6 protein-coding genes, 1 tRNA gene and 2 pseudogenes are annotated in these 16,394 nt (G+C 61.8%); 4 read left to right on the top strand and 5 right to left on the bottom strand.

The features are described from left to right. Window positions 1–3: 3 nt before the first annotated feature. Window positions 4–273 carry a hypothetical protein gene (locus H3S97_RS02190; protein WP_198219481.1) on the top strand — a complete coding sequence of 90 codons (270 nt, stop codon included), beginning with the start codon at window positions 4–6 and terminating at the stop codon, window positions 271–273. A 454-nt stretch (window positions 274–727) separates the two neighbouring features. On the opposite strand, the gene H3S97_RS08560 is transcribed toward H3S97_RS02190, so the two are convergent. Beyond that, on the bottom strand, window positions 728–967 hold the full coding sequence (locus tag H3S97_RS08560) for a helix-turn-helix domain-containing protein (protein ID WP_198219482.1): 240 nt from the start codon (window positions 965–967) through the stop codon (window positions 728–730). 279 nt (window positions 968–1,246) lie between these two features. Between H3S97_RS08560 and H3S97_RS08465 the strand changes: the two genes are divergently transcribed. Beyond that, a complete protein-coding gene (locus H3S97_RS08465) occupies window positions 1,247–1,378 on the top strand; it encodes a hypothetical protein (protein ID WP_269749232.1) in 132 nt (43 codons plus the stop codon). Between the two features lie 800 nt (window positions 1,379–2,178). Then, window positions 2,179–3,183 carry a hypothetical protein gene (locus tag H3S97_RS02205; RefSeq protein ID WP_198219484.1) on the top strand — a complete coding sequence of 335 codons (1,005 nt, stop codon included), beginning with the start codon at window positions 2,179–2,181 and terminating at the stop codon, window positions 3,181–3,183. 382 nt (window positions 3,184–3,565) lie between these two features. On the opposite strand, the gene H3S97_RS02210 is transcribed toward H3S97_RS02205, so the two are convergent. After that, entirely contained in the window at window positions 3,566–4,036 is a 471-nt protein-coding gene (locus H3S97_RS02210) for a holo-ACP synthase (protein ID WP_198219485.1), read from the bottom strand. Between the two features lie 665 nt (window positions 4,037–4,701). Here H3S97_RS02210 and H3S97_RS02215 point away from each other — a divergent pair. Then, window positions 4,702–5,103 (top strand): RDD family protein, encoded by a 402-nt coding sequence (locus H3S97_RS02215; RefSeq protein ID WP_198219486.1) that lies wholly within the window; start codon window positions 4,702–4,704, stop codon window positions 5,101–5,103. A 901-nt stretch (window positions 5,104–6,004) separates the two neighbouring features. Here H3S97_RS02215 and H3S97_RS02220 read toward each other — a convergent pair. The 3 genes and pseudogenes from H3S97_RS02220 to H3S97_RS02225 form a co-directional block, all read right to left on the bottom strand. Continuing rightward, window positions 6,005–6,078, bottom strand: a tRNA-Gly gene (locus H3S97_RS02220). 971 nt (window positions 6,079–7,049) lie between these two features. Continuing rightward, window positions 7,050–9,065, bottom strand: a pseudogene (locus H3S97_RS08565) (beta-ketoacyl synthase N-terminal-like domain-containing protein); the annotation flags it as partial. A 74-nt stretch (window positions 9,066–9,139) separates the two neighbouring features. Beyond that, window positions 9,140–16,379: pseudogene (locus H3S97_RS02225) on the bottom strand (fatty acid synthase subunit beta domain-containing protein); the annotation flags it as partial. Between the last annotated feature and the right edge of the window lie 15 nt (window positions 16,380–16,394).

Here is a 16,394-nt window from a genome sequence, read left to right on the forward strand (position 1 = left end):
GTCATGAAGAAGGCCAGTGTCCAGACCCATATCAGCCTGATCCTGGTCATACAGATAACCGGCCAGCCTGCCGGCGAAGGCTGCATCAAGGCATCCCGTCATTACCAGATGCTGCACGCAGACTTCAAAACCATGATCTTTCGAGGTACGGGCCAGATACTCGTCTATCTCATCGCCTTCAGCCGTCATCTAAACAACCTGCCAAAGGATAAATCACAGTTGATTTGGGCATCATTTATCAAGCAAAAACCAGTGACCGGCTTAGGCAGGTAGACATCTTCGAATCTGAATACAACCAACTCAACCATCAACCCTTCTCCCTCGTATGGGCGAACAACTACGTTCTTTCAAATAAGGATAATGCCTTTCTCAGATAATGTCAATTCGGTCTCTGACTGTTCTAAAAAGAGATACTGCGTGCATGTATTAACACTTAAAGTTTAAGCGCAGCGTATAAAAGATAATACAAAAGGCCCATCAGCCAATACTGATGAGCCCTTTCATAAGAACGGTCAGAAGACCATTTCAACCCTCGCCTCATGGCGACTTAATCCGTCTATGCACGTTGTGCCAATCTCATCTACAGGGCATATACTGCACAGACCAGATGCAATCATCCATAAGAGTCTCTTAATTACAGCTGGACTATGCAACATTACGGACTTCTACCAAGATACTCTGCACTAGGGAACATGTAATTGACACGTTCATCGATTTAATCCATCATCTACAACGTACGGCGACGGTACTCCATAGGAGACATGCCTACTTGGGATTTCAGAGCGCCGCAAAAGACGGACAGCTTGTAATATCCGCAATTCAGAGCTATCTGCTTGACAGGCTTGGAGGAATTGCTGAGCATGCTGCGAGCTGCATTGATTCGCGCGTCCATAACATAGGCATGAGGCGTATAACCGGTTGCCTTTTCGAATACCCTAATGAAGCTGCGCTCCCCTATGCCAGTCATAGCGGCAAGCTGATGAAGATCGAGGGCTCATCCAGATGATTGGCAATATATGTCATCACCATTTGAATGTCATGGTCGCCCCTGTCAACGTCATCCCGGCACACCGGCAAGCAAGCTGCGCATCGGCCAGCAGACTGGTAGAGATGGTATTAGTACAAAGTGTGAGCTCGCCAGATTTTAAATACATGATATGAAAACTGGGACAGGTATCGCGCTCGGTGCGATGACCGTTGAGCATATAGTAAGACCTTCTTGGTATTGAGACTGCGAGCAAGGGTCATGAATGCTTGGCATTTACTTGTTCGTGAAGCCGAAGCCCTGCAGCAGAGTGCTCAGAAATCCGGGGATTACCCTATTCAGGATGGCAAGGCCAATGATAACGACCACCACGAAGACGACGATTCCTATTAGCTCATCACGCTGTCGCTGACGGCGTTCAGCCTCACGCGCCGCAGCCATCCTCTTGCGGTAAACCACCGGACACGTCGTCCCTGGACGATGACGATGTACAGGACACTCTGGATCATACTGACACACACCATTAGCATAAGTCTCCTCGCCGGATCCATGCATTGGTACTAGCCCGTAAGTTCCACTTGCTTCGTCCTTGTCTGGCCACACCACACAACCCCAAGATTGGGCGCGATCCAGTCAAAAACATGTTTAGCAGGGTTATACGCTAGCCAAACCAATCGCCCGAAAACGTTTACCTCCTTCAAAGACAAGGATGAAGATGTAAACTCGGTTGCATTTACCGCAGCATTCCCTATGCCTGCCCTCATCGATAAGCCCAGAGGCACCAGCAACGACCCCATATATGCGAGTACGGAAGTCAAAGACAAAGAAGCGAAAGACATACCTGCTGCACTCCCACGCGACGACAGAACGATTCGAAATCACTCTGGTTGTTGGTTTTGAATTATCGTGGCGAACCTACCAGCTATACGTTCTGAAATCTTTAAACTCAGAGTAAGCGAAGAGGATTGGACCAATGACAACGATGTTCCCCTTGATGGAATCACGCCCGCGGATGCAGGGAACGCATGAAGTCCAGTCCGGCGAGCCTGCTACAAATGTGATTATTCACACGTATGCGGGGAATGCGCGTAGTATGCACAAAAAAGTTTGCATCAGTAAGGATTATCTTCGAGGATGCAGGCGTTCTGTCGCAGACCATACAAGGCCTGCACCATGAGGGAAGGGAATCAGTCATGGCATGGAAGGGGAATGCGCAGGGCGCATCGGCGAAGGCCGACCATTGGCATTTCATCGTCGGCCTCGTGGCCGTCCTGGTGGTCGCCGCGGGCCTGTTGCTAGGGGTTTGGGCTTGGTCTTCGCACGTCAAGGCGGAATCCCTGGCCGACTGCCGGTCGCAAGCGGCTTCAGCGGCTCGGAATGTGAAGGCCTACAAGGCGGACCGGGCTGCGGCGCAGCGGCGGGCCCGGGCCATACCCCAGGGCGACGTGTCCGACGTCAAGGTCGTGGCCGCCGTGGACAAGGCCGCCAAGCCCTCCGTCCCCGCAGTGCCTTCGTGCAGCGTGGACGACTCGTGGAGTTCGTTGAGAGCCTTGGCACAGCAGGCCGCCCAAGTTGCCGCCAAGGCTGATGCCGCCGACCGCGGCGTCAAAGCGGCCTCGGAGAAGGTGGCCCATGACGAGGCCAGGACAGTCAAGGCGCACCTGGACAAGGCAATCGCTGACGGGGACTCGCTGCTCTCGGGCAGCGACGGCCAGGTGGCGGACAACGCTGTGCGCGATGCCCTGAAGACGGTGCTCGACCAGGCCAAGGCCGTGCAGGCCGACGCCAAGGCAGACACCAACGCGCGGCGCAAGGCCATCCAGGACCTCGCCAACCAGATGCAGGCAGTCAATGACTCGAAGACCGACAAGGCCAATGCCGACCAGGAGGCCGCCGATCAGCAGGCCCAGCAGGCGGCCGTTGCGGCTCCGGCGCCTTCCTCGGGCCACACACGAGGCGGCTCTGCCAGCACTTCGGCCCGTCCCAACGGCTCCAGATATGCACGAGGCGGATCCCGCAGCGGCCAGACCGCTCGTCGGGGAGGCGGATCAGGAGGCGGCTATACCGCTCCCGCGCCTTCGTCGGGAGGTAGCGGCTCCAGCTACGCTCCCGCTCCTGATCACTACACCCAGGAGCAGATCGACGGGGCCCATCATTATCTGTGCATAATGGAACCTGACATCACCAGCGGATGCTGAGCTTCCCGTTGCATGCAAAAGGGCCGTCTCTTCGGCTTCGGAGGGGCGGTCCTTTGCGTCTTCGGCCCAAACCACGCCTCTGGCCATGCCGCACCTGAATTCCTTTGCAGACGCACAACCGAACGCTGCGCCGGAATCATCTCCACGTAAGTAGGGAACACACCTCAAGAAGAGGCTGTATGTAGAGTCTACACGCGAACCACAGTCAACCCTTAGAGCGACGCATGTAATACATAGAACTGACTGCATTTGTAGCCTTGAACGTCGAATTCGACTTCGACACAGTAAAAGCATCACCCCCACATGCCGAGGACTTCTATTTGGTTGTCGAACACGACAACTAGGAATTAACGCCACATGCGCCACATGTCTTAGCCTAATTTCAGACACGCCTGCACAAAAGCACAACCGCCGAAGCCACCGGCCCGTCATGGCTGAGAGCGATGTGCCAGCACAACTGCACTCGATCGACCTGACCACCGGGTAGAGGCAAGGAATCGTAAAGCCTGGCTTCCACGGAGGACTCTAGATTTACGCTCGGCCGACCTCGGCCGTCGTCCAAGATTTCCACCCCGCTCCAAGGGAAATCATCCAGATCATAGGGCGATGGCTCAGACTCCAGCGCCTGCGACCAAGCCTTGAGCACCGACTCCTTACCGGCCCAGCGCACCGCCAAATGCGCCGTTATATCGTCACGCTTGAGCAGGGACCGCTGCTCGGCCTGCCGCCGCTCCCGTGACGAGAACAAGCTCGTCATGCGCGTGCCAGGCATAGCCAGCTGCCGGCCGAACTCCTTCAGGTCGACCAGGTCATGTCCCAACCCCAGCACTTGTCCAAACCCGGCATCATTCATAGGCCCGAGTATGCCTCTCATCTGCCCCTACAGCAAATCATCCGGTCAGGAGCTTGGAGACCACACAACCCATGGTCCTAATCGACGATCACTGCAATCGTGCAGAAATGACCCTGGACAGGAATAAAACCACAAGGAACAAGAGGTTAGCAAGAAGGGAAGGTATGGATAAGAATAGATAGAGTGAGAGTCTGCCACTTCTCATAGAGCGCAGTCGGCAACATACTCGGAAGTCAGCGGGCTGGGCCAACCGCACACATATCATTGAGGAACATTCAGCGCAGCAACTCAGAGACTCTTCGCAGGACCTGAAGCCACAGGAATCCCATCCAAGCGGCGATGAGTACGCATTGTCCTTAGCTTGCCACGTACCTGCGAACGGAGATACAGAAAACAGCGGCAAAAGAATCATTAGCGGCTGGACATTGATCAGGAGTTCAAATCACTCGGCCATGTTCTCATGCCTATGCGTGAATCTCGGCCAGAGTGGTTCACACCTGTTTGTTTGTTCGGGAAGCACTGCGACTTTCTCCAGCTCGGAGTGGAGTTGCTTGAGTCCTTCGTTCTCGATGCGCAGCCGAGAGAACGTCATCATAGACAATGCAGGACTACGCTTGTCGTACCGAAAATAAAAGCAAGAGGGTGGTGCTTGAGGGGAGGTAATAATGTCAGCTTTATGGTGGCGCAGAGTGGCGTCGTACCTGCTTCGCATAGTATTGCCTGCGTCGTTGCTATCGCAGTTGGTGGGGACCATTGCATTTGGAAGATCTTCGCCAGGAGGATCTGCTCAATCCTGGATCGATTGCGCTTCTGTGGCTGTTGCCTGCGTTATTCCCGCATGGTCCGCGCGCAATGGGCAATCCTGGGCGCATCGTCTCCTCAAGCTTCAGGTATGCGATCAGGATTCCAACCTGCCCATATCCGGTCTGAGAATGGGCGTACGAGAGATGGCGCATCTTGCTGATTTCGCATCGCTCTTCATTGGTTTTCTTTGGCCCTTATGGGATGGCAGAGGGCAGACCTTCGCCGATAAGATCATGGGAACAACAGTGACCAGAAAACAATAGGCGTGCCTGCAATGTCGCGACGACGCCCTGCACCCATCGTGCAGGCATGCGAAGAAGATACGGCTTCCAACGGCAAGCACGCTGCAGGCATTAGTGCGCATGGCGCTGCAAACTATAGCTGGTTTTCATCCGTATCCTGCTGGCCGCTATGTATCTGCTTTACAATGGAGAACGCCGACCGTACAGCCACGTATATCAACAGCAGCACTATAGCGATAATCCAGTTAGTCATGGGAATGGAACCCTTGGGGCCACCCATGAAATGCAAGGAGACAAACCCCAGAATTATCAACGCCAGGCATAGCAGAACAACAAAGACAGCCCGGCCAGTGGTCACCCCTTTGGGAAATAGGCGATTCACGCACTCGACCAGGCAAATAATTGACAGCGCAAGACCGACGGATGCTGCAATACTCACTATCATCACCCCACCAATCCCTTGAACAATGCCCAACAACCATCAACACCGAGGGCTACCAGCAGTGTCTTTCCTAAAGTGTTCTCGAAATTCTTTCAATCTTTAAGGAAGCGGCAACATTCTTGCCAAGCTTCACACCTCGTAATGCACCAAGCATACTTGACTGGATATAACAACTCAATTAGCTTCCCATTCTTGGCGGTCCGTTTTATCAACTGTCCAACCTGGTCATAGGGCCCAGAGATGGTTCCAGTGGAAATACCAGTAGCCTCTCCCGTCCTGGACGATTACTATACCTATGCAGCATCTGGAAGCCCTTGTCGTTGTAGTCAGCTGAGCATCTCCGATGCGTATCCTATCGTGTACCCATTTAACCAGTAAAGCGCCGAATGCTGGGGAAGATTTCGCTCAGTCAGACCCGATCCTGACCGCTCCAAGTTGTTGGAAAACCCGCCGAGAATGACGGAATACTTACGATAATCGTGGAGCGGGCGACGGGAATCGAACCCGCGTAATCAGTTTGGAAGACTGAGGCTCTACCATTGAGCTACGCCCGCAAAGCCGTTGGCTCGATAAAGAGCATAGCACACGGGCCAGCCGGAACATGCAGCAAATTGGTCATCGCACGGTTTATCCCAGTAACAAACCTATGCAGACTTCACTGGGCAGTACCCCCCCCCCCCCCCCCCGCACACTCCGGTTCTTGTAAAGGCCACTATCTGCTAACCGCTCGATTTGATCGCCCAATCCGACGACATCAACAATCAGCACCTTCCTGCCTGCAGGAGTCCTGCCCACAGCTGAAGGGAAAAATATCGGCGTGGCTATGGTAATCGAGCTTCTCGCCATGAGTATTATGGCAACGAACCTCAGCCGCAGGAATTCCGTAACAGCGGCCACTAACACTAACACTTCGCACGAGTAAGAGGCCGGACGACTGCCCCAAGACAAGTCTGGCCATTCGGGTGGCCCAGCAATAATCCCAAGTAAAACCTGGACCACCCATTTACTTTTTATACCTTTTCACGAACGGGGTCCAATCACAATCGGGCTGTAAGGGCCACCCGTCCCTCAAGCAGCATTGAAGCATCTCAATGGCAGCAGGGAAAGATCACAATTCGCGCCCTTCTTAATCACTCCGATGCCATATATGACCCGTCTTAGCCCGTATACCTATCTGGGACTCTCTACGCTTAGGGCACGAGGCACAACAAGTGATGGTCATAGCCAAGTCTGACGTACCCAGAGACATTTCATCCACGCTCCCGTGAAGGAAGCGCCATAAGGCAAGTTCTCAGGTTCGGGCTTGGTTTTTTATTTCAATCCATGCTTCCACGAAGGAAGCAGCCACCCTAGTAGGAGCAGCTGCATCTATCCATAACAAAAGGAAGATAAGGCACAGAGAGCCTCGATTAAAACGGGAGGTGAGCCGTCTGGCCCACCTCCCTGATCAGCGCAGTGATTGAACTCTCACCGATTTCCCATCTCCCACTGCAGAAGATGGGGAATCGACCAACTCAGGATGCTCTCAGCTCAGGTCGTAGTAGCCGTCAGCACCCAGTCGGGCCTGGGGATCCAGCAGCATGGCCTTCTCGATCTCATGGCCCACATACCCGTGGCCGTCCTCATGGAAGCGGCGGTTGTCGATGGGCTCGTAGAGCGGGGCCCGACCCATGCGGCCCTCCTCCAGACGACGCTGGCCAGCGGCCAGACGGTCGTTGGCCCGGCGACGCCACTGGTCCAGGGCCTCCTGGCCGGAGGTCCGGAGCACAGCTGCTTCGAAGGCTCCAGGGCTGACGATGACCCCGATGCCGGAGACGTGGCCAAAGCCCAGGGAAGTGACCAGCCCGGCCTTGATCCTGCCCACCTTCAGGGGCTGTTCCAGCCAGACCAGATGGTCGTCGCGCTTGAGGACCGGATCCACGCAGTCCAGGGAGGCATTGGCAGGGATGACCCCGGACCGGAAGAGCTGGGTGAGCCCGTTGATCTGGAAGATGCAGGCGCCACCCTTGGCATGGCCGGTCAGGCTCTTCTGGGAGATGACGTAGAGCGGGTTGCCGTCCGTCCGCCCGATGGCGTGGGCCAGGGTGTTGTGCAGCTCGGACTCGTTGGGGTCATTGGCGTTGGTGGAGGTGTCGTGCTTGGAGACCACGGCGATGTCGTCGGGATCCACCCCCAGCTTGGCCAGCGAGCGCACCAGGTCCGAGTCCCTGCCGCCCATGCCGGCGGCCAGAGCCCCCAGCCCGGGTGCGGGGATGGAGGTATGGGCGCCGTCCGCGAAGGAGTGGATGTACCCGACCACACCAGCCACGGGCAGACCCATGCGCAGGGCGATGTCGCCTCGGGTCAGCAGGATGGTCCCGCCGCCCTGGGACTCCAGGAAGCCGCCGCGCCGACGGTCGTTGGCCCTGGAGAAGAACCGGGGCTGGATACCCTTGGCGTACATCTCGGCGGAATCGGCGGTGGCGTTCATGTTGCCGAAGCCGATGACCGACTCCACGCCGATGTCGTCGATGGCACCCGTGACCACGAAGTCCGCCTTGCCCAGGGCGATCTTGTCGGCGCCCTCCTCGAGGGAGACCGCAGCCGTGGCGCAGGCCGAGACCGGCTGGACCATGTTGCCGTATCCGCCGATGTAGGACTGCATGACGTGCGCGGCCACCACGTTGGGCAGGGCCTCCTGAAGAATGTCCGTGGGGATCTCCTTGCCCAGGAAGCGGTCCAGGTAGAGCTTGCGCATGGAGGCCATGCCGCCGAAGCCGGTCCCCTGGGTGGAGGCCACCTTGGATGGGTGCACGGCCTGGAGGATCTCCACCGGGGTGAATCCGGCCGACAGGTAGGCGTCCACGGTGGTCACGATGTTCCAGAGGGCGATCGGATCCACGTCCCCGACCATGGAAGCGGGAATGCCCCACTTGACCGGGTCGAAGCCCTGGGGGAACTGGCCGCCCACGGTCCTGGACATGGTGGCCCGACGCGGCACGCGGATGCGGGAGCCGGGCAGGCGGGTGACAGTCCACTCGCCGGACTGCTCGTCGCGGGCGATGCTGGTGTGGTCCGGATCCTGGGCCACGTATTCCTGAGCCATGTCCTTGGTGGGCACCGAGAAGGCCACGTCGTGATCCAGGAAGACGTCGACCTCCTCTTCATTGGTGCCCTTGCGGTAGTCGGAGCCCATGCCGTCGTCGAAGGGACGGATACCGGAGCGGGCCACCACCTGGTCGTGGTAGCGCTCGGCGATGTCCTGCTCGGGGACCAGCTCGCCGTCGGTGTCGTACCAGCCCGGCTTGGGGCTGTCCTGCCACTCGACCAGACCCATGTTCCAGGCCAGTTCGAGGACGGCAGCGGCGCTCAGGTCGACCTGACCATCCGAGTGGATGCCCATCTCGGCCTCGAAGCGGGTGCGACCGGAGCCCCAGGGACCCATCTCACCGATGGAGACGATGACGATCTGATCCTCGGGCCGAGCGGTCACCCCCTGCCAGTCCTGCAGATCTACCGGGGCCTGGGCAGGCACCCGGGGTGTGGGCAGGGCCTTGATGACCCGGTCCGGATCCTTGTCGGCATCTGCGGATGCATCCCCGGACTTTCCGGCTGGAGTCGGTGTCGACGGATCGTCGTCCTGGGCAGCCTCGGCCTTCAGGGCCTTGAGGTCCAGCGGGCTGGAGCCCAGGCCACCGGTCAGGTCGGCCTGGAGCGGGGTCTGGAGAGCCTGCTGGCGGGCCTCTACAGTGCAGAGCTCCAGCAGGGAATCAGCCATCTGCCCGGTGGAGTAGGTGCGGATGCCGTGGCGCTCCACCACCTGGACCAGCGGATCGTTACCGCCCATGAGCCCGGTGCCCCGAACCCAGCCGATCAGCGGGTGGGCGAAGGTGACCCGACCGGACCAGTCCTGCTCGGGTCGTGACCGATTGACGATGGCGTCCAGGGCGGCCTTGACCTCCCCGTAGGCTCCGTCGCCGCCGAACATGCCACGGTTGGGCGAGCCAGGCAGAACCACATGCAGACGGTGGTCGACGTCGGTATCCGCCCCGATGCCAGCGAACCCGGCGATCTGGCGTTCCAGGCTCCAGAGCATGAGCCGGGCCTGGGACTCGAAGAGCCGGCCCGAGTCGGCCATGGTCCCGTGCATGGCGGGGGCTGCGAAGGGCAGCAGCAGGGTGGGCTCGTAGGCGGGCTTGAGCACGGTGGTCGTAGCCCCCGTGGTCTTGCGCTGCTCGTTGCCGACCCAGTCGACCAGGGCATCCACATCCCGGTAGCTGGACAGGTTGGCGGGCACGATCCAGAGACGGGCACCGCCCACGGCATGGCGGCGGTAGAGGTCGCGGGCCCAGATGACGGCCTGCGGCTTCAGGGAATGGCAGACAGCGATGACCGTCGCCCCGCCCTCCAGGAGGCCTGCAGTCAGAGATCCTGCGATGGACTTGGGAGCCACTCCGGTGACCACGGCCACGTCCTTGGCGAATCGTGCGGCGGTCTGGTCCGAGTCGGCAGGGGTCATGGCCTGGTCGGCGATGCCGGTGAAGACCTGGGCCAGATCCTGCTCGCCACGGTTGCGCGCCTGTTCGGCGTACCAGACGGCCTGATCGTGCACCTCGCGTCCGGCTCCTACGAAGCTCAGATGACTGCGGTCATCATCGTGCTCGTGGTAGATGTGAGCCAGATCCTCACGGGCGCTGGCCCAGCGATCGTCGAAGAGGACGGCGCGCGAGGCCTCGAACCGTGGCGCCACCTGCTCGGGCCAGTCGCTGCCCAGCTCGGCATCGACGGCGGCCACCACGGCAGCATCCTCATTCTCGCCAGGCTGGACGACCGGAGGCTTAAGCCCCAGTTTGTCCAGGAGGAAGCGGGCAGTGGAGGCCAGCACACCCTCAGAGCCGGTCACCTGGGCTGCGAAGGCATCCAGGGCAGCGGAGTCGACCACGGCACCGCCGGCAGCACCACCTGCAGAGGGCATGGAGACCGTGACGCCGTGACGCTGGGCCACCTGCTGAACGGCCTGGTCGATCAGAGCATTGGCGGCTGCCACAGTGGAGACGGCTTCAGTGGGCAGGAGGGCCAGGTCGCCGCCACGCGAGGAGGCACCCTCGCGGGTATCCAGAACCAGGCTGGCCACGGTGGCCGAGACCCAGCCCGCACCCAGCTGCCAGACATCGGAAACCCGCTGTTCAACCTGCTGCAGCTTGAGGCCGGAGGGGCCGAAGAGGTCGCGGATGCGCTCACGAACGATGTCGGAGAGCACCGGGCCGAAGGGCCGATAGTTGGGGGCAACCTTGTTCACCAGGGCGCTCAGGTCGGTCATGCTGGCCTCGGCTGCGCCGTCCACACTGGCCACGCCCAGCTCGGAGCTGATGTCCATCAGCAGCTGGTTGCGCCTGGAGGAGACACCGTTGGTCAGGGTGTCTGTGGTGTCGGTCTGCCCGATCTGCTCGGGACGGATCTTGGTGGAGTAGGCCAGCAGGACGGCGATGGCGTCCGATGCCTTGAAGGGCAGGTCGGCCACATCGGCACCCGATGGACCGCCGGTGGTCGGGGCCGGAGCAGGAGCCGAATCCTCGACTGCTGCAGGGGCAGGGGCGGGCGCAGCAGCCTGAGCAGGTTCAGGGCTGGATTCCTGGACCGGGGCTGCGGGCTCCTCCTCCACTGAGGCCATGGGATCGGTGTCGGTCAGATAGACCCGGCTCTCGTCCCGGCCCAGGTTGTAGACGCTCACGTGACGCTCGCGGAAGTCGGGCAGCTTCAGGGTCTTGGTGCCCAGATTGGCCAGGGTGGGCGAATGACCCAACCCAACCTCAATCAGCTGCTCCACGCCAAGGCCGCCCTGCTCGGGGGCATCGAACATGAGTGCCTGGGTCTCGATCCAGCGCACAGGGGAGGCGAACTGCCAGGAGAGCAGCTCGGTCAGCAGCAGACGGCCCAGCTTCTGGTCGTCGGCCGCATACTGGTCCCAGACCTTGGGATCGTCCAGAGCCTGCTTGATGCGTTCGGAAGGGACCACCTCCAGGATGGAGGCCGCGAACTCCTTGGTCATCTGGAAGGGCCGTGCAACCAGGTTGGGTATGTAGCGACCCTCCAGGCGGGAGTAGTCGATATGCTCGGGCAGCAGGGCGTCCAGGGTGTCGCGGAACTCGGGCACCCCCTTGCGCAGCAGGGTGGAGTGGAAGGGCACGTCGATGCCGGGCACGTACATGAAGGCCGGCTTGCCACCCGCCTCCTTGGCCCGACGGTTGGCATCGGCACGCAGATACTCCAGACCGGCTATGGTCCCGGCCACGGCGTATTGCTGGCCGGCCAGGTTGTAGTTGACGATCTCCAGGAATTCGCCGCACTCCTTGGACACGGACTCCACATACTGCTTGACGCCGGAGTCGCCCACGCCGAACTGGTTGGGACGCAGGGCGCCCATCCGGTAGTTGCTGCGTCCCTGCTCGTCACGTTCGATCAGGGAGTGCATGGTGGACCCGCGGTGGAAGACCAGCTCCAGGACCGTCTCCAGGGACATGACCCCGGCGAAGGAGCTCAGGGCGTTGTACTCGCCCAGGGAGTGGCCGGCGAAGTAGGCGGGCCAGATGTCCATGCCGGACTCGCGCAGGCGGGCGGTCTGGGCGAAGGCTACTGTGGCCAGGGCCACCTGGGTGAACTGGGTCAGGTTGAGCAGACCCTCCGGATGGTGGTAGGTGACCCCCTTGGCCGTCAGGGTGTGCGGGTTGTCACGCACCACGGCCAGGATGGAGAACCCAAGCTTGCTGCGGGTCAGGGCATCGGCCCGTTCCCAGGTCTCGCGGGCGGCCGGGGACTTGGCCCGCTCGTCCAGGACCATGCCCTGCTGCTGGATCCCCTGGCCGGGATAGACGTAGGCGGTCCGTGGGGCGCGGGCGATTGCCGTGCCGCGGGAGACCAGCTGGCCGTCGATCCTGCAGGTGACCTCCAGGACCAGGCCGCCATGGCGGACCTTGCCCACACGCTCCAGGCTGATCTCCACCTTGTCGCCCAGCTGGACCATGCCATACATGTTGTAGGTCCATCCGGCGATCTCGTAGTGGACGCCCTGCTCGTCGGTGGCCTGAGCCGCGTACTGGGCGGTGGCCGACAGCCACATGCCGTGCACCAGCGGCGCAGACAGACCCGAGACCGCAGCACCCCGCCTGGAGGTGTGGATGGGATTGAAGTCCCCGGAGGTGCGTGCGAAGGCGGTCATGTCCTTGGGGGCGGTGACGGTGACGCGGCGCAGCAGCCTGCGGGGTGTGTCCACCGTGTCGGCGCGGATGCCGCCGTACTCGGGAGCCTCCTGGGGAAGCTGGTCGCTGTAGGCACGGCCACGGATGGCGAAACGCTCGACCTCGCGTGCCAGCACGGTCCCGTCCTGGGCGGCGTGGACCACGTGGATGGTCACCACCCGCCCGGAGGCGGACTCCTGGTAGGGCTCGGCCCAGCTGGTCAGTTCAATCCGCTGGCCGGTGTGCTTCAGCAGGCGTTCCTCGGGGACCTCCAGCTCGATCAGGTGGTCCAGATGGACCGCGTTGAGCAGACCCTCGATGATGGGGAAGCCATTCACATAGACGGATCCCAGGGCTGCGTAGATGGCCGGCCAGGCCGGACCCACCAGGGCGTCGGGGGCGAAGCCTGAGGGGATCAGCGCATCGGGCAGGGCGCCTCCGGTGGCCGCCTCATGGTCGAAGCCCAGGTTGGATGCCAGGGTGTAACCGCTGTGGGCCAGACCGAAGGGGTGGTCAGGGTCATCGCCGTCCTTCTCGATGACAGGCATGGCCTCCAGCTTGTCGCCGGTGATGGTGATGTTGCCGATGCCGGCTGTATCGGCCAGCAAGGCGTAGACATCCTTGGGCAGGCGGCTACGGTCGACCACCGGGAAGAGGCCGACCTGGTCGCTCTTGAGGGTCAGCGGTACGACGATGTCGCGCACCGCATGCCGGTCCAGGCCGCCGTCGGGGTCGTCGTCCCAGTAGGTGTCCAGGTGGATGTCCAGGTCGTAGTGCTCGCCCTGGTCATCCCGGCCGGTGGCGGTGATGGTGTAGTTTGGGTCGTCCATGGCCGTCCCATAGGCAGGATTGGCCATCAGGTGGCCCACCCAGGAGATGTTGGGGCTGCGGCGGATGAACTCCTGTGCGTCGGCAGCGCCTGCCAGCTGACTGTAGGCCTTGGCAGGACCGCTGTCCAGGTCGCGCACCCGGTCTATGGCCGCCTGCTCGAACCGTCCCAGAATGGAGGCCACCGGCTCGTCCACCGTGGTGATGCCCGCCACAGAGATGGGTCCGGGGATGGCCCTGACCGAGTCGGCGCCGTAGCGGGGGTCCTCGGACTGCCAGAGCTGATCCTGACCCCACCAGCGCAGCAGATCGTTGTCGATGACCGGCACGAAGGGCATGGGCTTGGGGTACTCGCGTACCAGGACGGGGAACCAGGCCACATCGGTGGGCACCACCTTGAGCTCGGCTGCCTGGGGGTAGGCCTCATGCAGCCGGCGAAGCGCCTGCTCCGGCTCGGCCACATCCTGCCTGGAGGCGAAGATGGAGTCGAACTCGCCGCTCTGACGCTCGCAGACACGGGCCTCGATGCGCCGCAGCAGGTGCAGGAAGCGGTCGATGTAGGTGTCGTCGGCCCAGGGGTAGGCCAGGTCGGCGAAACGCTGGGCCCAATCCTGGTAGGTCATGGTCTCCAGATCGCCGAAGTAGGGCTTGGCGGTCTTGTTCAGAGCCTCGATGATCTCCCCGCGGCGGGTCTCCAGCTCCTCGGGGTGCTTCATGACCCGGACCAGCAGGCGGCCGCACTCGGCGGAGGAGTTCTCCATCTCGTAGATGTCGGCGTGCAGGTGGCTCAGGCCGGAGCCCACACCCCCCACGGACTTGCCGCTGGGCACCCACTTCTCGCCCATGGGGGCGAAGGGGTCCGGATCGGGGGTGGAGGTGTCGATGCCGGGGGTGGCCACCAGAGCCCGCTTGATCTCGGGATTGGTGTGGGCCTCCTTGGCGGTCATGGCCGCTGTGCCGATCATGACGCCATCCACAGGCATGTCCGGCAGATGGTATGCCCGGGACCACTGGCCGCTGATGTAGTCGGCCGCCCGCTCAGGGGTGCCGATGCCGCCGCCGGCCACCAGAACGATGTTGGGGCAGGCGCGAACCTCGGCGTAGGTGGTCGAGAGCAGGTCGTCCAGGGACTCCCAGGAGTGATGGCCGCCGGCGGCCCCACCCTCGACCTCCATCAGAATGTGGGTGGGGGCTACCTTGCGTGCGATGGCTACGACCTGGCGGATCTGGTCCACCGTGCCGGGCTTGAAGGCCACGTAGGGGAAGCCCTCCTCGTTGAGTTGACGGATCAGGGTGATGGCCTCGTCCAGCTCGGGGATGCCGGCAGAGATGACCACTCCGTCGATGGGGGTGCCGGAGGCGCGCTTCTTGGGCACGATGTGCTGGCTGCCGAACTGGAGGTTCCACAGGTAACGGTCCATGAACATGGCGTTGAACTCGACCGTGCGGCCCTCCTGCAGCTGGTCCTCCAGCTGGGACACATGGCGATCGAAGACTTCGGCGGTCACCTGGCCACCACCGGCCAGCTCGGCCCAGTAGCCGGCGTTGGCGGCCGCAGCCACGATCTCGGGCTCCACGGTGGTCGGGGTCATGCCGGCCAGCATGACCGGGGGCTTGCCGGTCAACCGGCTGAAGGCCGTCTCCACCCGGGGACCGGCCGGGGTCTCAAGCAGACGGGGGGCAAGCTTGGACCAGTCCTGGGTCCTGGCCGGATCCTCCTCCATGGTGGACAGCTGTGCACGCCGGGCCTGGTTGGAGGCCTCGACCACGCCCACGCCGGTTCCCTGGACCAGGTTGTCCACCAGCTTGCCCAGGGTCTCGCCCGGGCCCAGATCCACCAGCCAGAGGGAGGCGGCATCCTGCTGGTCCATGACCTCGGCGATCCGGCCGGCCCAGTCGGCATGGTTGAGCAGGACCTCTTGGGCCAGGACCCGGGCACGCTCGGTGTCCAGACCGCAGCGGGAGGCCCAATCCACGCTCAGATCCACGGCGTCCTTCATGAGCGGCGAGTGGAAGGGCAGGGTCACATCCAGGTACTCCAGAACCGGTGAGAAAGCGGTTCCACCACGGACCTTGTCCTCGCGCAGTTGGCGCTGATGCTCGCTCTCCTTGCCCGCCTCGATGGCAAAGGCGGCCAGATCCTCCGGATAGCCGGACAGGACCAGGTTGCGATCCGAGTTGGTCACGGCCACGCTGATAGGGCCGCGAGCGCTGGGCACCCGATCGATCAGGACCTCCACCTGACGGCGGGTGGCACCGCGCACCGAGAGCATAGGCGTGGCCTCACCCTGGCGGTGGATGCCCAGACGACGGGCCTGACGGGTGCCGGCCGCGCCGATCAGCATGGCGGTGGCCAGGATCTGGTCGATGGCGCCCTGGGCGGCTTTGAGGGACCCAGCCGCCTGGATCTCTTGGACCATGTGGACGCCGATGATGCCCTGGGAATGCCCCAGCAGGGCCACCGGACGAGCCTGGGCCGCATCGTAGCCCAGCTGGTCCATGTCCATGAGGGCACCCAGCTGCACCAGGGCGATGCCGGGCACGCTGACCGCCGCGTCGGCGGCCGGTCCCAGTCTGACCGGGTCAGGCTTGTAGCCGAACAGGTCCAACTGACGGCCGTTGGTGGCCAGCAGGTCGGGTTTGACCGCCCTGAGCAGGTCGGTGGCCGCCGCCATCCGCTCCCTCAGGGCCTTGTCGATGTCGGGATCGCCCTGCAGATCGGCCAGGGCCACGGTCCAGGGGTTGGACTGGCCGGCGAACATGAGCGCGTGCGGCTGCTCGGCGAGACGGTTGATGAAGAATGTACTGGTCATGATGTCCTATTCATA

It is taken from the genome of Bifidobacterium choladohabitans (genome assembly GCF_016102005.1).
GTDB lineage: Bacteria > Actinomycetota > Actinomycetes > Actinomycetales > Bifidobacteriaceae > Bombiscardovia > Bombiscardovia choladohabitans.

Coding starts and splice junctions, on each gene's coding strand:
- H3S97_RS02190 (WP_198219481.1), top strand. CDS start 4: ATGAAGAAGGCCAGTGTCCAGACCCATATCAGCCTGATCCTGGTCATA.
- H3S97_RS08560 (WP_198219482.1), bottom strand. CDS start 967: ATGACTGGCATAGGGGAGCGCAGCTTCATTAGGGTATTCGAAAAGGCA.
- H3S97_RS08465 (WP_269749232.1), top strand. CDS start 1,247: ATGAATGCTTGGCATTTACTTGTTCGTGAAGCCGAAGCCCTGCAGCAG.
- H3S97_RS02205 (WP_198219484.1), top strand. CDS start 2,179: ATGGCATGGAAGGGGAATGCGCAGGGCGCATCGGCGAAGGCCGACCAT.
- H3S97_RS02210 (WP_198219485.1), bottom strand. CDS start 4,036: ATGAATGATGCCGGGTTTGGACAAGTGCTGGGGTTGGGACATGACCTG.
- H3S97_RS02215 (WP_198219486.1), top strand. CDS start 4,702: ATGTCAGCTTTATGGTGGCGCAGAGTGGCGTCGTACCTGCTTCGCATA.